Origin of the sequence: Micromonospora tarensis (genome assembly GCF_016803395.1) — a bacterium.
Classification (GTDB): Bacteria; Actinomycetota; Actinomycetes; order Mycobacteriales; family Micromonosporaceae; genus Micromonospora; species Micromonospora tarensis.
In genome coordinates, this window is record NZ_JAEVHL010000004.1 from 67,112 (window position 1) to 84,943 (window position 17,832).

Genomic DNA, 17,832 nt, shown 5'->3' on the forward strand with positions numbered 1-17,832 from the left:
TCAGCGGACCTGCGCTCAGCCGGCCGCCTCAGTCCGGGCGGCGGGTGAAACGGCCCAGCTTCCACTCCACGTTCACCCCGTGCGCGGTCCCGGCCGGGCCGCGCATCAACTCGGGCAGCACCAGGTCAAGCATCAGGTGGCGGATCACCGCCTCACGGAGCGGGCGGTCGGTGATCTCCGCGAAGTACTCCTGCTGGTTGGCCGGAACGAGGGCGGTCAGGAGGCACTCCTCGGCCAGCAGCTCGTACGTCCGGCGTTCGATGCCGCCCACGAAGAACGGCGTCAGCGCGGCGGCCACCGCCTCGCTGTGCATCGGGGTGGGCAGGATCCTGCGGTCGGCGCGCCGTTGCGCGTCCGCGCGCAACGATTGCCGCACCGAGGCCACCGCCTCGCGCAGCACCGGTGCCAGGCTGGCCGGGTCAGCGGTGTCGAGGGCGGCCAGCCAGCGCCCGCGGACGAGCCGGTTGGCGTCGTGGAACAGCACCGAGTCGGCCTGCCGGTCGGCCAGGTCGGGCGCGCTGAAGGTGAGCAGACCACCGGGCCGCAGCACCTCGGCGATGGACGTCGCGGCTCGCCGCATGACCTTCTCGGCGAGCAGGTGGAAGACCATGTTCGCGACGACGGCGTCGACCTGCCGCCCACCGAGGACCTCCCGCAGCGGGCGGAACGGCCCGCCGCCGGGCTCGCGGAGGGCGTGGAAGCGGGTCCAGGGTACGTCGCGCAGCAGCTGGTACCCCTGGGCGAACCACCCGCCCGGGAGGTCCACGAGGTGCAGCTCGAACGTCGCGCCGCGCTCGGCCAGGCGCGGTACGACGCCCCGTTCGTGGCACGCCTTGGTCAGTTCGATGGAGGCGAGGCCCGTGCCGGCCCCGTAGTCCAGCACCCGGACGACGTCACCGGCGCGGACCTGGCCGATGCGCTCCTCCATCACCTCCAGGATGTGGTCGACGACGAGGCCGGTCGCCCCGGAGCACCAGGTCCGCGGGCGACCCAGGTCCCCGTCGGTGAACAGCAGCCGGTGCAGGCCGACGCCGTCGGCCAGGTCGTCGCGCGGACCCGGCGTCCAGCTGTCGTGCCGTTCCGGTGGCGGGTCGACCGGCATCGGCCGTCGGTCACGAGGTGGTTCGCGGAGACCGCGACGAACGGCTTGTTCCGCGGGTACCGGCGTTCGAGATGACCGACCGGCTGCAGGCCGGCGAGCCCGCAGCAACGCAGGAACGCGGAGTACTCGATGAGGTACTGGTGGGACAGGGCGTGATAGGTGTCGAGTGCCGCCGAATGGGTCGTACCGACCTGGTGACGGGCCACGCTCGGGGCCACGCTGTGCGCCTCGATGACGACCAGTCCGAACCTGCCGACGTGCCGCCGCCAGCGTCTCAGGTGGGCGACGAGGTCCGACTCGACCTCGCGGGCGCTCAGCGGCCCCCCGTCGGGGGCCAGGTAGACCCCGGTGGACCAGCCCGGCACGTCGTCGGCCGGGTCAAGCCCCAGATAGGTGCGGTCGTGGTCGAGGAACGACCGGATGTGCAGCCCGTCGTCGATCGCGAGGCCGTGTTCGGCGAGCCGGGTACGCAGGCTGTCGGGATCGGTGACGTCGCCGATCAGCAGCAGCGGGTCGGGCACGCCCGCGGCGTCGAGCACCTCACGAGCCCGCTCCAGGGCGACCGGGCTCGCGTCGATGCCGACGTAGCGGACCCCGTCACCGAGCAGGTCGTACAGGTGGGCGAGCCAGGTTCCGTCGCCGCAGCCCATGTCGGCGACGAAGGACGGCCGGGGCGTACGGGCGAAGATCTCCTGGACGATCGGGTCGGTGTCGGTGAAGTACCGGCGGTGCGCGGCCGAGCTGGCCTGCACGTTTATCCGCCGCTGGCAGTGCCATTCGCCGTCGCCGGGGCGGACCACCAGCTCGCCGCGGAACAGCGCCGGCAGCCGGCTGAGCATGGGCAGATAGGACCCGACGAGCCCGCAGTGGTCGGCGAAGTCGAGGAAGGCGGCTCCGGTCCCGGTCCAGGCGTCGTCGCGGTCGAGCCACCCGAGCAGCCGGAACAGTCGCGCGAAGTCGCCGGTCGGCCGTTTCAGCGCTCCGGTGCCGTGCAGGGTCAGGATTGCCGGCACGGCGAGGGCCGCGTCGAGATAGGTGGTGAGCGGGTCGGTCGGGTCGGTGTCAGCCCGCCACCGCTCGTGCTCGGCGAGCAGCGCGGCGAAGGCGGACCGGGTGACCGCGTCCCAGGGGGTGTCCCAGCAGTCGGGGCTGTTGTCGTCGAAGCGGGCGAGGAACGCGCCGCCCGCGACGAGCCGATCCCGGTGCCGCAGCGCCGCCAGGCCCCGCTCGGTCCAGGCCGGGGCGGGGTCGGTCTCGATCCAGCCAGCCGCCGCCAGGCAGTGCCAGGCCGCTTCCACATAGCCGGTCCCGGGCAGGTCTCCCGTGCCACAGGGTTTGCCGTCCAGCAGCTCTAGCGCGTCGAACGCGAAGCACGCCGTGGCGAGCAGCACTCCATCCTGGAAGAGGAACGCGGTTCGACGCGCCTCGGCACGATACTGCCGCATGACGAATCTCCTCGGTGAGGTACGACGAGGGCGACCTCTGTCCCGGCTTGTCCCTCGTCAGCACCGAAATTGATGAGCACCGGCGTGACCGCAGGTAAAGGGAAACTGTCCTCAGGGTCGCTCTCGTTCCGGTGGTCGCGGCACCGCCGACCATGACAAACATTCGCGAGAATCCGTAGGTACGGGCAAGCCCCGGGGGTGCGGACGATTCGGCACGCGAAGGTGCGGACGATGGGCCGCTACCGGGGTGCGGAGCGGGCCCGCAGCTGCGCGCGTTCCCCTTGGTGACCGAAGAGCAGGAGCACCTCCGCCGGGGTGGGGTCGGCGCTGTCGAAGAAGTGCGGGACCCGGCAGTCGAACTCGGCCACCTCACCCTCGGTCAGCACCAGGTCCTGGTCGTCCAGGAGCAGCCGCAGCCGGCCATGCAGCACGTACATCCATTCGTAGCCCTCGTGGCTGCGCTGCTCCGGGGCGCGGTGCCGCGGCGGGATGACCACCTTGTGCGCCTGGACGCCGCCGGGCCGACGGGTCAGCGGGATGTAGGTCATGCCGTCGCGCTGGACCGGTCGCAGATGGATGCGCGGGTCCCCGGTCGGCGGTGCGCCGATCAGCTCGTCGATCTGCACCCCGTACGCCTCGGCGAGCGGCAGCAGCAGATCGAGGGTGGGCCGACGACGACCGGCCTCCAACCGCGACAGCGTGGACACCGAGATGCCCGTCTCGGTTGCCACATCGGCGAGGGTCGTTCCGCGTTGCCTGCGGAAAGCCCGTAGGCGGGGTCCGACTCCGGCCAACACCTCAGCCACGTTTGCCATTCCTGCAATTTTATTTGGTCGTCCTGTCGGGCGGTAGCGAAGGTGGAGAACATGATGCAGACATTCGATGTCGCGGTGCTCGGCGGCGGCCCGGCCGGGCTGAGCGGCGCAGTGTCCCTGGCCCGGTCCCGCCGTTCGGTCGTCGTGGTGGATGCCGGGTCGCCGCGCAACGCGCCCAGTGCGGCCGTGCACGGATTCCTGTCCCGCGACGGGATCGCTCCGCTCGAACTCGCCGAGATCGGGCGCACGGAGGTCAAGCGGTACGGCGGACTGGTGCTGCCGGCGAAGGTCGTCGCGGCGCGCGCCGACGGCAACCGGTTCGTGGTGAGCCTCGACGACGGCGAGTCGATCACGGCGCGGCGGCTGCTGGTGACCACCGGTGTCACCGACGAGCTACCCGAGGTTCCCGGCATCGCCGAACGGTGGGGCCGCGACGTGGTGCACTGCCCGCACTGCCACGGGTGGGAGCTACGTGACCAGCCGGTCGGGGTGCTCGCCACGCACACCGAGTGGGCGGTGCGCCAGGCGTTGATGTTCCGGCAGCTCACCTCTGAGGTGACCTTCTTCCAGCACACCGCCCCGGCGCTGAGCGAGCAGCAGGCGGCCCAACTGAGCGCCTGGGGCATCGCGGTGGTCAGCGGGCCGGTCGACGCGGTGCAGGTGGCCGATGACCGGATCGCCGGGCTGCGGCTGGCCGACGGCACCACCGTCGCCTGTTCGGTGGTGGTGGTCGCACCCCGGCTGGTGGCCAACTCGGGCGTGCTCGCCGACCTCGGTCTCGAGCCGACCGCGCATCCGATGGGCGTCGGCGAGTTCATAGCCGCCGACCCGACCGGAAAGACGAGCACGCCCGGGGTTTGGGTGGCGGGCAACGTCACCGACATCATGGCGCAGGTCACGGCCTCGGCCAGCGGTGGCGCGGCCGCGGCGGCGGCGATCCACGGCGACCTGATCGCCGAGGACACCAAGCTCACCATGCGGGTGTTGTCGCAGGACTTCTGGGACGAGCGATACTCCGCGGACAAGCAGGTGTGGAGCGGCGACCCCAATCCACATCTGGTCGCCACCGCCGCGGACCTGTCTCCCGGCACGGCGCTGGACCTGGGCTGCGGCGAGGGCGCGGACGCGATCTGGCTGGCCGCGCGGGGCTGGCAGGTCACCGGGGTCGACCTGTCGCAGGCGGCCCTGGACCGGGCCGCCCAGCATGCCGCCGAGGCCGGCGTCCAGGTCAACTGGCGGCAGGGCGACGTCGCCGGGTGGGATCCCGCACCGGAGCGGTTCGACCTGGTGTCGGTGCAGTACGTGCACCTGCCCCGCACCGTGCTGGACCCGCTGCTGCGCCGGCTGGCCGCGGCCGTACGCCCCGGCGGGACGCTCCTGGTCGTCGGCCATCACCCGGCCGACCTGGAGATACCGACGTTGCGGCGGCCACGCCTGCCGCACCTGATGTTCCGGGCCGAGGAGATCGCCGCCGTGCTCGACCCAGCGGCGTGGGACATCGACGCCACCGCGCCCGAGCGCGGGGCCACCGACCCGGAGGGTCAACCGATCACGCTCACCGACGCGGTGCTGCGCGCGGTACGACGCTGACAACGGAGGATTCGATCACCATGCGAACTGAGCCGGAGACGGAACGGATCGACACCCTCGTGATCGGGGGCGGCCAGGCGGGCCTGTCCACCAGCTACTGGTTGAGCAAGGCCGGGGTCGAGCACCTGGTGGTGGACCGGCGGGACCGGCTCGGCGGCGGCTGGCAGGACCGGTGGGAGGCCTTCTGCCTGGTCCTGCCGAATTTCACGCTGCTGCTGCCGGGAATGCCGTACGACGGCGACGACCCGGACGGCTTCATGCCCCGCGACGAGGTGATCGGGTACGTGTCGCGCTACGCCTCGGTCATCGACGCCCCCGTCCAGCTCGGCACCTCGGTGACCCGGCTGACCGCCGCGCCACAGGGTTTCCTGGCGGAGGCCGGCGACACGACCTTCCAGGCCCGCAACGTCGTGCTGGCCACCGGGCCCTATCCGCGACCGAGGATCCCCGCGGCGGCCCAAACGATCGACGGGCACATCCAGCAACTGCACTCCAACGACTACCGTCGGCCCGACCAGCTCGCCGACGGCGCCGTGCTGGTGGTCGGTACCGGGCAGTCCGGCGCGCAGATCGCCGACGAGCTGCGCCGGGCGGGTCGACAGGTCCACCTGGCCGTCTCCAGGTGCGCCACCGCTCCCCGCCGGTACCGGGGCCGCGACCTCGGCTGGTGGCTGCTCCAGGTGTTCCAGCGGGGCGCCGAGGTGGGCGTGGAGATGAAGCTGCCGTCGCCGGCGGCGCGGTTCGCCGGCAACCCGATCCTGACCGGCCAGGACGGTGGCCACGACCTCGATCTGCGGCAGTTCGCCCGCGACGGCATGCGCCTGTACGGTCGACTCGAGTCGGCGGACGGCACGACGGTACGGTTCAGCGACGACCTCGCCGAGCGGCTGGTGTTCGCCGAGACCCAGTTCGACAAGACGCAGCGGCGGTTGATCGACGCCTACATCACGGCGGCCGGGATCGACGCGCCGCCCGACGACCGGCTCCCGGTCGGCGAGTCGCCCGCCCCGGAGACGACCACGCGGCTCGACCTGACGGCCGCCGGCATCAATTCCGTGGTGTGGGCGACCGGATACCAGCTCGGCTTCGGTTGGGTGGAGCTGCCGGTGTTTGACGAGTGGGGCTACCCACGGCACACCAGAGGCATCACCGAGCACCCCGGGCTGTACGCGGTCGGGCTGCCCTGGCTGCACACGGCGGGATCGTCGGTGTTCGGTGGCATCGGCACCGACACCGAGCACGTGGTGGAGCACATCGCGGGCCGCCGGGATCGGGCCGAGACGGCCGGCCGCGCGTAGCCGTCGCAGGGCCGGGGCGGCCAGCACGGGCTGCGCCGGTGCTGGCCGCCTCAGGCTTCGACGAAGAACCGTAGCCGGCCTCAGGCGGGCAGGAACCGCTCGTTGGGGTGGTTCGTGGACCAGAACCCCTTCTCCGCCGTCGCGACCGTGTCGATGAGCAGTTGCACCTCGTCCATCGTGTTGTAGACCCCGAACGACGCCCGGACGGATCCGACGATTCCGAGGGTGTCGATGAACGGCGAGGCGCAGTGGACGCCGGTGCGGGTGGCGATGCCGACGGCGTTCAGGTGGCTGCCGACGTCGTGGGGGTGCACGCCGTCCACGTTGAACGACACGATGCCACCCAGCGGCTCCTGCGTGCCGTAGACCGTGACGCCGTCGAGGGCGCGCAGCCCTTCGGCCGCCCGCACCGCCAGCGCCGCGTCGTGCACGCCCACCGCGTCCCGGCCGAGCCCGTCGAGATAGTCCATCGCCGCCGCGAGGCCCACCATGCCGGCGATGTTCGGGGTGCCCGCCTCGAACCGGAGCGGTGGCATGGACCGGAGTGGGCCGTCGTAGGACGCGATCGGGGCCATGCCGCCGCCGAGCAGCAGCGGATCCATTCGGTCGAGATGTTCGGCCTTGCCCCACAACACCCCGGTGCCGTGCGGGCCGTACATCTTGTGCGCCGAGAAGCAGTAGAAGTCCGCGCCGATCTCCTGCACGTTTACGGCACGATGCGCGACGGCCTGGGCGCCGTCCACGACGACGATGATGCCCTGGTCGTGCCCGAGGGCGGCGATCTCGCGTACCGGATTCACCGTGCCCTGGACGTTGGAGACGTGGGCGACCGCGATCACTCGGGTCCGCTCGCTGATCGCCGCGCGGAAGGAGTCGAGGGATGGCTCGCCGTGTTCGTCGACCGCCGCAATCTTCAGGGTGGCACCGGTCCGCTCGCAGAGCCGCCGCCACGGCAGCAGGTTCGAGTGGTGTTCGAGCCCGCTGATGAGGACCTCGTCACCGGCCGAAACCAACTGGCCGGCGAAGCCCTCGGCCACCAGGTTCACCGACTCGGTCGTGCTCTTCGTGAACACGACCTCGCTGGCCACGGCGGCGTTCAGAAATGCCCGCGCCCGCTCGCGTGACCGCATGAAACGGTCGGTCGCCCGCATCCCCAGGGTATGGATGCCACGACCCACATTACTGTTGTCGTTGCAGTAGTAGTCAGTCATGGCGTCCAACACCGGGCGGGGCACCTGCGTCGTCGCGGCATTGTCCAGATACACCGGCGGCTTACCGTCGAGATCCGTCGCGAGGATCGGGAAGTCCGCCCGCACGTCGCGAACGAAGCCGGCTACGGGAATCTGTTCAGCTACCATGAGCTTCCACTCCGTATCAAGATCGCCACATCGGCCATGAACAATCTTTCCGAGACCACGCCGGTGTGGTCAAGCGTCGAGGGTCTGCACGAAGGTGTGCACCATCGTGCACCCACGGCAGGCTCACTCTACCGGCCATCGAACTATCGGGCGGCTATTCTTCGCGCAGCATGTGCGCGACGAAGTGCGCGCGGCTCGGCGAATTCACCTTGTTGAGGACGGTGGAGACCTGCCGCTTGGCGCTGTGCAGCGAGATCCGCAGCCGGTCGGCGATCTGCCGGTTGCTGAGCCCTTCGAGAAGCAGGGTGACGACGTCGTTCTCGCGAGGGCTGAAGTAGGGCTGGCGTCGCAACGGTGCCACATCGCTCGACCGAGCGCGTTGGAGCAGATAGTTGGCGACCGGCAGCGGCATGGGCAGCTCACCACGCATCAGCGCCTGGAGCGTGGAGTCCAGCGTCGTCTCCGTGATGTCGCGCATCATGAGGTACCCGTCGACAGGAGTTCTGGTGGCCATTTCGAGGTGCTCGGAGTCGGCCCTGGCAACCAGCTCCAGTATTCGACCTGAAGGGAATTCGGCACGGACCTCGTCGGTGATGTCATCTGAGGAGCAACAGCTGAGAATAACGATGTCTGGAGCCCATTCACTGTCGCTCGCCTTGATGGCGACAACCAGTTCCTCAATGGTTCGTCGACATTCCAGGCTGTTTACCTTCTCAAGTCGCCGTAGCATGGTCTCCAATCCGCAGCGAAGGACTTCCAGCGGCTCGAGCACAGCGACATGCATTGCCTCTACTCCTCCCCGTTATTGTTCAGCCCCGTCCTCGCCGATTGTTGGACTCATGGCAGCAGCATGGGCCAACCCGATCCGACGGGACCGGGCCGCAATCCTCGACGATGGCGGGAACCCTTATCGCCCCCGGCCTTCAACGCGCCATTCTCTCTTCCGTCCACCACGGCATTCGGGGGCCTCACCGCGACGCAATGGCGGTGGCCGCAGCGGTGCGACGGGCCACGCGTGGCGCGCCGTTCCCGGTCTTCGGGAACTGCTGGACGCTGCCACGATCACTTAACCGATCCCTTGCCCGCAGACAACGCCGAATTCACCGCCGATCCCGGTGAATTCGGCACGCTCGTCTTTACCCACTCCGGCCAGCGTAACCAGTCGGTCACAACCACGCTATCCGGCGATCTGTAACCGTGCAAGAGAAGTGCGTCTATGCCTTGACTCCAGCTCGCCTTATGCAAGATTGTCTTCTCAAGCCACGAAAACGGCACCAGGCCCTTGCCGTGTCTCCGCGATAACTGATATCCTCCGTGGAACTTCCAGCCCCTGGGGCGGGGCACCGCGTGGTAGCGCACGGGGCACTCGTGCGAAGCACCTTCCCCCGAGCATTCCACGCTGGGGAGTTCACGGATCCACAGCCGACTCAGTCGGGCGTGCCCGTCCTCGTCCGCCCGTTCACGGTCGGGACGGTGCGGGCACCGGTGCCGCGACCACCGGCTTGTGCGGCTTTCCAGCCGGCGCGAGAACCACCGCGACGACCGCGGCGACGACAGCGACGACGGCGAACACCGCGTAGGCGTGGGTGAACCCGACGATGTTCGGTGTGCTGGCGAGACCTGCGGCGGCCACGGTGGAGCCGACCCCGACGAAGAACGCCGACCCGGTGGGGTTGAAGGTGTAGAGAATGGCGGACACCAACCCGGCCTCGTGCTGCGCGACCCCGCCGAGGGCGGCGGTGGACGCGGCGACGAACACCGAGGTGCCGCCCAGCGCGAACAGGAAGACGCCCGGAACCACCTCGACGAAGACGCTGCCCCCGGCAGACACCAGGGTGAGAAGTGCGTTGCCGACGGCAACCAGAGCCAGACCGGTGCAGGCGACGGCGCGGGTGCCGACGACGCCGACCAGGCGGCCGCCCGCAACGGCACCGGTCACGCTGGCCACGGCCGCGGGCAGGAAGAACAGGCCGGTCGCCAGCGCGCCGTAGCCGCGCATGTGCTGCAGGTACTGCGACGTGATGAAGACTCCCCCACCGGTCACCCCGGCCGCGGTGAACATGAGGAACGCCCCGGTCGCGACTGGCCGACGCGCCAGCATGGCCGGGCGCATCAGCGGGTTTGGCACGAGACGTTCGACGACCGCGAACGCCGCGTACAGCACGATGGCAATCGCCATCGGCACCAGTGTGCCGGCATCCGTCCAGCCGTGGTTACCGACGTTGATCACACCGTAGATCAAGGAGCCTGTGCCACCGGTGACGGTCACCGCACCCAGCACGTCGACCCGCCGGTCGACACCCTCGACCCGGCGCTCCGGTAGCAGCGCCGGCAGGATGAACAGCAGTACGGCCCCGACCGGGATGTTGATGAAGAAGATCCAGCGCCAGCCCGGGCCGCTGGTCAGGGCGCCGCCAGCGAGCAACCCCACGGTGAAGCCGATGCCGCCGAGCGAGGACCACACGCCAAGTGCCTTGTTGCGCTCATTGCCGTGGAACGCGCCGGTGAGGGTCCGCAGCGCGGCCGGGGACATCATCGCGGCCCCGATGCCCTGGCAGACGCGACCGGCGATCAGCAGGGCGGCGTTCGGTGCCAGGCCGGTGGCGAGCGAGGCGAGCGTGAAGACCACCAGGCCGGTCAGGAGCATCGTGCGCGCGCCGAAGAGGTCGGCGAGCCGGCCGCCGAGTAGCAGGAGCCCGCCCAGCATCAGCACGTAGATGCTGACCGCCCAGGTGAAGGCCGCGCGGCTCAGGTCCAGGTCGGCCTGGATGGAGGGCAGGGCCACGTTGATGGCGGTGACGTCCAGCATCAGCATGAACTGCGCCATGCAGATCGCCACGAGCAGTTTCCAACGGCGGGGGTCTGCTGACTCTTCCGGGTTGTGCATCGCAGGGCTCCTCACTGGACCTCGATCACAAATACCTCAGAGCGCTTCACCGAATTGTCATGAACGCACGGTGTTTCGAGGTGCATGGCTGTCGATGGCAAAGCGCGTCACGCGAGAAATCCTAGTCACGGACGCGACCGAATGGACAACCATTCCTCGAACTTGCGCGCGTCGATGCCGAGGCGCATCAGAGCCGGTCCGCCGACGCCTAGCCGTCAGCGCGCACGCCGAGCAGGAGATGTGCGGGTCGGTCTCAGCTGACCCGCAGCGGCAGATGGCACAGCGACCGGAGGACGTTGTGCCGGCGAGAAATCGGCGGGCCCGCCGGCTCCAGGGTCCGAGCCCGCAGCGCCAGCGCGTTCAGCAGACTCTCCGCCTCGATCCGGGCGAACGCCGCGCCCACACAGGCGTGTACGCCCGAACCGAAGGCCAGGTGGCCTGCGGACTTCCGGCGGATGTCGAAGCGATCAGGGTCATCCCACTCACGCGGGTCACGGTTGGCGGCGCCCACGAAGCACATCACCTTCTGCCGGGCGGGGATCACCGCACCCGCGAGCCGCACCTCGCGGGTGGTGGTGCGGAAGTAGTGCCCCACGGGCGACGAGATCCGCAGGGCCTCCTCGAAGGCCGGCCGGGCCAGCTGCGGGTCGTCCCGCAGGGCCGCCCATGCCTCGGGGGACCCGGCCAGCAGATGAAGGGTCCAGGCGATGCCGTCTATGGTGGAGTCCAGACCCGCCGAGATCAGCGCGCGGACCAGCAGACCCGCCTCCTCCTCCGTGGCCTCTCCCCGGTCCACGGCGGCGTAGACGCCCGCACCCAGCCCACCGGCGGACAGCGACCCACGCTCGCACTGCCTGCCGAACCACTCGTGCAACGGCATACCCGCCGCCATGGCCTCCTGGGCGAGTTCGTTGCGCGGGCCGAACAGGTTGAACGCCATGTCGCCGTACACCAGCAGGTTCTCGCCCCCGCCGGGCGCCAGCCCGAAGGCGTCCGGGAACACCTGCACCAGATACGGCTGCGCGAAGTCGGTGACTCCGTCGAACCGCCCCTGCGCCACAACCCCGGTCGCCAGCTCGTCGGCATGCCGCTCCAGCTCCGGCCGCAGCGGCTCGATGGCGCGCGGCGACAGGGCCCGCGAGGTGATCCGCCGCGGCCGGATGTGTTCGGGCGGGTCCGCCTCCACCAGCAGGCTCGGCGGCCGCCACGGCTTCTCGTGCCAGAAGTTGGCCAGCCCGACCCCGGCAGCCGAGCAGAACCGCTCATGGTCCCGCAACACCTCGTGAACCTCGGCGTACCGGGCCACCGCCCACACGTCGTAGCGCTCCAGGAAGACCACCGGGCCGGCCTCCCGGAGCCGCTCATGGAACGAGTCGGGATCCCGCTGGAACTCCTCGCCGAACGGGTCGATGTCCAGGGTTGGCACAGAATGCGACATGACCCTGACGCTCGTCAGGAAACCGCACCGGGACAAGCCTCGGGAGTGCGGACGATGTGCGGCCCGAAAGTGCAGACCGCCTGCTCAGGTGGATCGTGGCACCCGGCCCGACGGTGGCGACGCGCCGATCGTCGGTCCGCCGGACAGCCACGGCGCCGTGCGCTCGGCCAGCACCCAACCGCCCGGACCAGCCGCGAAGAAGGCCCTGACCGGCAGAGAACTACCGATCAGGGCCTTGCTCGTTGGTGCGCCGCCAGGGACTCGAACCCCGAACCCGCGGTTACCGAACGTAACGGTCCCGAGCTTGTCGTTGATCGTCAAAATCCGCCCCTGACCTGGTTAGACCCGATCGCTGGCTTATCAATGCTTGCCACTGACAGTCGACAGTTGGCAGGTGTTTTCGGGGGGTAAACGGGGGCGCGCCCCGACATGATGCCGGGGCACCGCCGCGACGACCCCGACAACGAACTGGAACCCGTCGTGAGCACAACTAGGCCTCTCCCCCTCTCGGGTGTGGGCGGAGGCTTAGGTCTGGCCTTCACACGTCCACCAAGGGCCCTCGCCGTGCATCCGGCGAGGGCCTTTAGTGGGTGAACCGTGCGGGTGTCAGCTGGTCAGCCAGACGGGCTTGTCGAGGGCCCATTTGACCATTGTGTCGCGGAGGGTCTTGAGGTCCTGGCGGCGGCTGCGGGGCGAGAGGGACCCGACGGTGAAGACGTTGTCGGGGACGTGCTCAACCCAGATGCTGGCGGCGGTGAGCGGGCCCGCCATCGACGGGGCGAGCTGCCCGAAGAACTCGGTGACGTCCTCGTCGTCGAAGGCCTGGCGGTCGGTGAGTTCTGCGTAGACGCCGGCGAGCACCCGCAGCATGACGGTGGAGCCGAGCATGTTGCTCGTGCGCAGGTCCTGCGGGGTCAGGGTGCCGTCGGCGACGGCCTCCAGCGCGGGGAAAGCGCCGAGCAGGACGTCGAGGAAGTTGTTGGTCTTTTCCACCAGCTCGCCCTCGTCGAGTTCGTCCTCAAGGCGGCGGCCGACGCGGCCGTCGATGCCGACGGCGATGGTGCGGATGATCTCGGCGACCTGCTTGGCGCCGACGATGTTGGGGTTGCCGCGGCCCATGCGGTCCTGTTCGAGGTCGACGCGGTCCTTGAACAGCGCGTGCTTCATGACCCCGTCCAGAGCGCGGTTGACGACCTTGCGACTGTCGAAGCGGGCCTTGACCGAGGAGGTGTCGCCCAGGGCGTTCTCGGCGATGTCGAAGAACATCTGCTTGTAGGCGGTCTGGTCATCCTCGATGAAGATCTGCAGCGAGGTGCGGTCCCGAGACAGCCGGGCACGCTGGTCGGTGAGCTTGTCGACCTGGCTCTGGAAGTTGTCGAGGACGCCCTGAACGTCGCCGTTCTTTTTGGCCACGGCGAGCATGCTGCGGGCCTTCTCCAGATCGGCGGCGATGCCGCGGATCGCGAGGTGGATGCCGAGGGTTCGGTGCTGCCCGTCGAGGATCCGCAGGTCGGTTCGGGCGTCGGTCGGAAAGGAGATGATCCCGAACTGGGTGCCGGAGACCTCCTCCTTCACCTCGAACTCGAAGATGTCGGGCGCGCGCAGCACGAGCGCCGGCGCCACCCAGTCGGGAGTCGCCCGGATGTAGTCGCCGAAGTCGCGGGCGTGGCCCTCCTTCACCTTGCGGTTGCCCTCGCGCCTCGCGGCACATCTCCAGGCAGCGGGGATGCTCGAAGTCGAGATCACCGGAGATGAAGGCGCCGCCGTGCATGAACATCACCACCGGATGCGGTGCCTGCCCGGCCGTCGGCAGATAGATCCGTACGCCCACGTCGTTGATGCTCCAGTACCTGAGCACCGACCCGCAGTGGACCGAGCAGTTTAGCCAGGTGTGGATGTGGATCGACCTGGTGGCGCAGGACCGAGAGACGGGTGGTTACTGCGCCATCCAGTGCAAGTTCTACGAGCCGCACCACCGTCGGGTGCACAACCACCAAGCCCACAGATCGGGCGACAGTGACCAGCTGCTGATTCGGCGGTCCCGCCGCCGACCCTGCGGCCGGCTCCTGCCGAGGTGGCCTCGGTCGTCATCTGGCGTCTCTAGCCCGGGAGAAGCTTGTCCAGGGTGATCGGCAGGTCCCGGATCCGGATGCCGGTGGCGTGGTAGACGGCGTTCGCGATCGCCGCCGCTACTCCGACGATGCCGATCTCACCGACGCCCTTGGTACCCATCGGGTTGACGTACGGGTCATCCTCCTCGATCCAGTGCACCTCGACGGCGCCGATGTCGGCGTTGCTGCTGATGTGATATTGAGCGAGGTCGTGGTTGACCACGTGACCGAACCGGAGATCGAGCACGCTCTGCTCGTGCAGCGACATGGACAGACCCCAGGCCATCCCACCGAGCAGTTGCGAACGGGCGGTCTTCGGGTTGACGATTCGGCCGCAGGCAAACACTCCCAGTTGTCGGGGTACTCGTATCTCGCCGGTTTCCTCGTGTACGCGCACCTCGGCGAACTGCGCGCCGAAGCTGTGCATCGCGTACTGCTTGAGATACTCGTTCTCCGGCGTGTCGGCAGTGATTTCCAGGCCATCGGCCGGCACCGTACCGCCGTGCTCGGTGGCCAGCCGTTGGCGTAGCTGATCGGCGGCCGCGCAGATCGCCGCGCCCCAGCTGGTGATCCCTGCCGACGCACCTTCCTCCGCCGCCGGAGGGTACGCGGTGTCACCGAGGCGCAGGTCGATCTGTTCGACGTCGGCCTGCAACGCGTCGGCGGCGACCTGGGTCAGTGCGGTCCGGGTGCCGGTGCCAATGTCGACGGCCGCAATCAGCACGGCGTACCGGCCGTTCGCGTCGGCCCGGATCGTCGCCTTTGATCCGGGCAGACGGAGCACCGGGTATGTCGCGGCTGCGACCCCGGTGCCTATCAGCCAGCCCCCCTCCCGGCGCGCCCGCGGGGTGGGGTCGCGCTGCTCCCAGCCGAAGCGGCGGGCGCCTTCGCGGAGGCAAGTGATTAGGTTCCGGCTGGAGAACGGCAGGTGGAATTGGGGGTGCGTATCCGGCTCGTTGCGGATTCGCAGCTCGATCGGGTCCAGGCCGCAGGCGATGGCCAGCTCGTCCATAGCCGACTCGAGCGCGAACATGCCGGACGCCTCCCCGGGCGCCCGCATGATCGTCGGTGTCGGGACGTCCAGCTCGGCCACCCACTGCTGGGTACCGCGGTTCGGCGCGGCGTACATGCTCGGGGTTGCTCTGGTGCTGTGCTCGGCAAACTCCTTGAGCTTCGAGGTCTGCTCGATCGAGCGGTGGTCGATCGCGGTCAGCCGACCATCGCTACCGGCGCCCAGCCGCACCCGCTGAATCGTCGGCGGCCGGTAGCCGGTCAGAGAGAACGTCTGCTGCCGAGTGAGCGCGAACTTCACCGGTCGGCCCGGAACGGACCGGGCGGCCATCGCGGCGAGTACGACATCGGCACGCGGATAGACCTTCGACCCGAACGCGCCGCCGACGTGTGGCGATATCACCCGTACCTGGCTGGGATCTAGCCGGAACGCCTGAGCCACCCCGGCCTGTATCCCGGTCACCCCCTGGGTCGACAGGTGCAGGGTGCACCCCTCCTCGGTCCAACAGGCGATCGTCGTGTGCGGCTCCAGCGCGTTGTGGGTATACCAGGGGGTGCTGTAGACCTCATCCACGCGGACGGCCGCCGAGGCCATCGCGGCGTCGACGTCACCCTCAGCGGTGTCCATCGGGAAGAGCGGCAGCACCTCATTCGGCACCCGCAGGTGCTCCCGGTGGCCCGGCACCTCGGCTCGGAGGTCGACGTTGTGGGTTCGCCCCTCGTAGTCCACACGCACCAGACTGGCGGCGTGCCGGGCGATCTCCGAGGTCTCCGCGATCACCGCGGCGACGATCTGGCCCCGGAAGGCGACCTCGTCGGACTGCAGGACGCGCAGCTCACCGTCTTCGGTGCTGAGCCGAGGAGCGTTGTGGTACGTGAGCACAGCCAGCACGCCCGGCTGGCCGCTCGCCTGGCTGCAATCGATCCCGGTTATCCGGCCGACGGCGACGGTGCTCTGCACCGGGAACAGGTACGCCGGGTGGTCGACCGGGTGCTCGAACGCGTACCGGGCCAGACCGCGTACCTTATCGGCGCCGTCGAGCCTGTCCAACGCCTGCCCCATGGCCCGGGGAGTGATCGTACTCATCGTGGTCCTTCAAGGAGCTCCAGCAGCGTACGCACCATCGTGTTGCGGGCCAACGGAACCTTGAAGGCATTGCCCGCTAACGGTCGGGCGTCGGCAAGCTCGGCCTCGGCGGCCCGACGGAACTGATCCTCGCCGGCCGGTCCGCCGCGCAACAACTCCTCGGCCTTGATCGCCCGCCACGGCTTGTGCGCCACCCCGCCGAATGCGATTCGCACGTCACGCACGACGCCATCCACCACGTCGATCGCGGCGGCTACCGTGACCAGCGCGAACGCGTACGACGCCCGGTCTCGGATCTTGCGGAAGTACGAGCAGGCAGCGAATGCCAACGGTGGCAAATCGATAGCGGTAATCAAATCACCGTGTCGAAGCACGGTGTCGCGCTGGGGTTCCGGCCCGGGTAGCCGGTGCAGCTCGGTCATCGGGATCACCCGTTCCCCGTCCGGCCCCTCGGTGCGCACCACTGCGTCCAGCGCGACGAGCGCGACCGCCAGGTCCGACGGATGGGTCGCGACACACTCCGGCGAGGTCCCGAGGATGGCGAGGTCGCGATGGTGCCCCTCGATGGCGGAGCAGCCAGTCCCCGGTTCGCGTTTGTTGCACGGTGTCGTGACATCTTGGAAGTACGGGCAGCGGGTGCGCTGCAAAAGGTTTCCGGCAGCGGTGGCGAGATTGCGTAGTTGGCCCGACGCACCGGACAGCAGGGCCTGGGAGAGCATCGGGTAGCGTCGGCGAATCAGCGGGTCGGCGGCGAGCTGGCTATTGGAAACACCGGCACCGATCCGTACCCCGCCGTTGGACAACTCCTCGACCCGGTCGGAGGTCAGCCGCCGTACGTCGACCAGCAGGTCCGGCCGCGCAACGTCGAGCTTCATGAGGTCCACCAGGTTGGTCCCCCCGCCGAGGAAAGCGCCGTGCGGCGCCTCGGCGAGCAGTGCGACGGCGCCAGACGTCGTGCTGGCGCGCTCGTAGCGGAACGTCCTCATCCCCGGGCCACTTCCTGGATCGCCGGCACGATATTGGCGTACGCCGCGCAGCGGCACAGGTTCCCACTCATCCGCTCGCGGACCTCATCGTCGGTCAAGATCCCCACCGTCGGGCCGTCACTCCCGCCGCTGCCCCCATCGGCAGGCTGACCTGCGGTCACCGCACTCGGCCAGCCGGCCTCGGCCTCACGCAGCATGCCGACCGCCGAAACGATCTGACCCGGGGTGCAGTAGCCGCACTGGAATGCGTCGTGGCGGATGAAGGCGCGCTGCAACGGATGCAACTCACCGTCCGACGCCAGCCCGGCCGCCGTCACGATCTCGGCCCCGTCGTGCGCCACCGCGAGCGCGAGACAACTATTGACCCGTTGGCCATCGAGCAACACAGTGCACGCACCACACTGCCCGTGGTCGCAGCCCTTCTTGGCGCTGGTGTTGCCCAGCCGCTCCCGCAACGCATCAAGCACCGTGGTGCGCACATCCACGGTTAGCCGATGCGAAGTCCCGTCCACACGGAAGGTGACTTCTGCTTCCATATTCGACCGCCTCCGGCGAGTCCGACCAGTCCGGCAACCTCACACTACCCGGATCGTCCCGTTTTGTGTGGAAACATGAGGATGTGGGTCCTCGTTGTCCTCCGCCATGCCGCTACGACGGCCGCGGCGTCTCGGGGTTCGGGGCGCCCAACCGCCGCGAGCGGACCG

Annotated in this window: 14 protein-coding genes; 3 read left to right on the plus strand and 11 right to left on the minus strand. The window is 69.3% G+C overall.

Annotated features, from left to right (window positions below; all coding sequences use genetic code 11):
• Window positions 1-28: 28 nt before the first annotated feature.
• The 3 genes from JM949_RS36250 to JM949_RS01965 form a co-directional block, all read right to left on the minus strand.
• Complete coding sequence (locus tag JM949_RS36250; RefSeq protein WP_238432408.1) at window positions 29-928, minus strand: class I SAM-dependent methyltransferase; 900 nt, start codon at window positions 926-928, stop codon at window positions 29-31.
• Window positions 928-2,547, minus strand: a complete 1,620-nt coding sequence (locus JM949_RS36255) for a class I SAM-dependent methyltransferase (RefSeq protein WP_238432409.1) — start codon at window positions 2,545-2,547, stop codon at window positions 928-930. The genes JM949_RS36250 and JM949_RS36255 overlap by 1 nt, the downstream gene beginning before the upstream one ends.
• A 239-nt stretch (window positions 2,548-2,786) precedes the next feature.
• The gene (locus tag JM949_RS01965) at window positions 2,787-3,362 is read right to left on the minus strand and encodes a helix-turn-helix domain-containing protein (protein WP_203146740.1); all 576 of its coding nucleotides are present in this window, start codon (window positions 3,360-3,362) and stop codon (window positions 2,787-2,789) included.
• A 51-nt stretch (window positions 3,363-3,413) separates the two neighbouring features.
• On the opposite strand from JM949_RS01965, the gene JM949_RS01970 reads away from it, so the two are divergent.
• Together JM949_RS01970 and JM949_RS01975 are read left to right on the plus strand one after the other, a co-directional pair.
• Complete coding sequence (locus JM949_RS01970) at window positions 3,414-4,952, plus strand: SAM-dependent methyltransferase (RefSeq protein WP_203146741.1); 1,539 nt, start codon at window positions 3,414-3,416, stop codon at window positions 4,950-4,952.
• Window positions 4,953-4,972: 20 nt separating this feature from the next.
• Window positions 4,973-6,250 (plus strand): flavin-containing monooxygenase, encoded by a 1,278-nt coding sequence (locus JM949_RS01975; protein ID WP_203146742.1) that lies wholly within the window; start codon window positions 4,973-4,975, stop codon window positions 6,248-6,250.
• A gap of 80 nt (window positions 6,251-6,330) precedes the next feature.
• Here the strand turns inward: JM949_RS01975 and JM949_RS01980 are convergent, their stop codons facing one another.
• From JM949_RS01980 to JM949_RS02000, 5 genes are all read right to left on the minus strand, one after another.
• A complete protein-coding gene (locus JM949_RS01980; protein WP_203146743.1) occupies window positions 6,331-7,608 on the minus strand; it encodes an aminotransferase class V-fold PLP-dependent enzyme in 1,278 nt (425 codons plus the stop codon).
• Between the two features lie 154 nt (window positions 7,609-7,762).
• Entirely contained in the window at window positions 7,763-8,392 is a 630-nt protein-coding gene (locus tag JM949_RS01985; RefSeq protein ID WP_203146744.1) for a response regulator transcription factor, read from the minus strand.
• A 675-nt stretch (window positions 8,393-9,067) separates the two neighbouring features.
• The gene (locus tag JM949_RS01990) at window positions 9,068-10,495 is read right to left on the minus strand and encodes an MFS transporter (RefSeq protein ID WP_203146745.1); all 1,428 of its coding nucleotides are present in this window, start codon (window positions 10,493-10,495) and stop codon (window positions 9,068-9,070) included.
• Between the two features lie 253 nt (window positions 10,496-10,748).
• Window positions 10,749-11,933, minus strand: a complete 1,185-nt coding sequence (locus JM949_RS01995; protein WP_203146746.1) for a cytochrome P450 — start codon at window positions 11,931-11,933, stop codon at window positions 10,749-10,751.
• Between the two features lie 606 nt (window positions 11,934-12,539).
• Complete coding sequence (locus JM949_RS02000) at window positions 12,540-13,679, minus strand: DNA sulfur modification protein DndB (protein WP_203146747.1); 1,140 nt, start codon at window positions 13,677-13,679, stop codon at window positions 12,540-12,542.
• Window positions 13,680-13,828: 149 nt separating this feature from the next.
• Between JM949_RS02000 and JM949_RS39510 the strand changes: the two genes are divergently transcribed.
• Entirely contained in the window at window positions 13,829-14,062 is a 234-nt protein-coding gene (locus JM949_RS39510; protein ID WP_407664677.1) for a restriction endonuclease, read from the plus strand.
• Here the strand turns inward: JM949_RS39510 and JM949_RS02010 are convergent.
• From JM949_RS02010 to JM949_RS02020, 3 genes are read right to left on the minus strand one after another with little or no spacing between them, the layout of a single operon-like run.
• On the minus strand, window positions 14,034-16,142 hold the full coding sequence (locus JM949_RS02010) for a xanthine dehydrogenase family protein molybdopterin-binding subunit (RefSeq protein ID WP_203146749.1): 2,109 nt from the start codon (window positions 16,140-16,142) through the stop codon (window positions 14,034-14,036). The two genes, JM949_RS39510 and JM949_RS02010, sit on opposite strands and share 29 nt — an antisense overlap.
• Window positions 16,139-17,185, minus strand: coding sequence for an FAD binding domain-containing protein (locus tag JM949_RS02015; RefSeq protein WP_309231957.1), 1,047 nt, complete (start codon window positions 17,183-17,185; stop codon window positions 16,139-16,141). The genes JM949_RS02010 and JM949_RS02015 overlap by 4 nt, the downstream gene beginning before the upstream one ends.
• On the minus strand, window positions 17,125-17,664 hold the full coding sequence (locus tag JM949_RS02020; protein ID WP_203146750.1) for a 2Fe-2S iron-sulfur cluster-binding protein: 540 nt from the start codon (window positions 17,662-17,664) through the stop codon (window positions 17,125-17,127). Before JM949_RS02020 ends, JM949_RS02015 begins: the two co-directional genes overlap by 61 nt.
• Between the last annotated feature and the right edge of the window lie 168 nt (window positions 17,665-17,832).

Bases quoted from the DNA above. Each gene is read 5' to 3' on its own strand.
- JM949_RS02010 (WP_203146749.1), bottom strand. From the start codon at position 16,142: ATGAGTACGATCACTCCCCGGGCCATGGGGCAGGCGTTGGACAGGCTC.
- JM949_RS01975 (WP_203146742.1), top strand. From the start codon at position 4,973: ATGCGAACTGAGCCGGAGACGGAACGGATCGACACCCTCGTGATCGGG.
- JM949_RS01965 (WP_203146740.1), bottom strand. From the start codon at position 3,362: ATGGCAAACGTGGCTGAGGTGTTGGCCGGAGTCGGACCCCGCCTACGG.
- JM949_RS01980 (WP_203146743.1), bottom strand. From the start codon at position 7,608: ATGGTAGCTGAACAGATTCCCGTAGCCGGCTTCGTTCGCGACGTGCGG.
- JM949_RS01985 (WP_203146744.1), bottom strand. From the start codon at position 8,392: ATGCATGTCGCTGTGCTCGAGCCGCTGGAAGTCCTTCGCTGCGGATTG.
- JM949_RS02020 (WP_203146750.1), bottom strand. From the start codon at position 17,664: ATGGAAGCAGAAGTCACCTTCCGTGTGGACGGGACTTCGCATCGGCTA.
- JM949_RS01970 (WP_203146741.1), top strand. From the start codon at position 3,414: ATGATGCAGACATTCGATGTCGCGGTGCTCGGCGGCGGCCCGGCCGGG.
- JM949_RS01990 (WP_203146745.1), bottom strand. From the start codon at position 10,495: ATGCACAACCCGGAAGAGTCAGCAGACCCCCGCCGTTGGAAACTGCTC.
- JM949_RS36250 (WP_238432408.1), bottom strand. From the start codon at position 928: ATGGAGGAGCGCATCGGCCAGGTCCGCGCCGGTGACGTCGTCCGGGTG.
- JM949_RS39510 (WP_407664677.1), top strand. From the start codon at position 13,829: ATGTGGATCGACCTGGTGGCGCAGGACCGAGAGACGGGTGGTTACTGC.
- JM949_RS36255 (WP_238432409.1), bottom strand. From the start codon at position 2,547: ATGCGGCAGTATCGTGCCGAGGCGCGTCGAACCGCGTTCCTCTTCCAG.
- JM949_RS01995 (WP_203146746.1), bottom strand. From the start codon at position 11,933: ATGTCGCATTCTGTGCCAACCCTGGACATCGACCCGTTCGGCGAGGAG.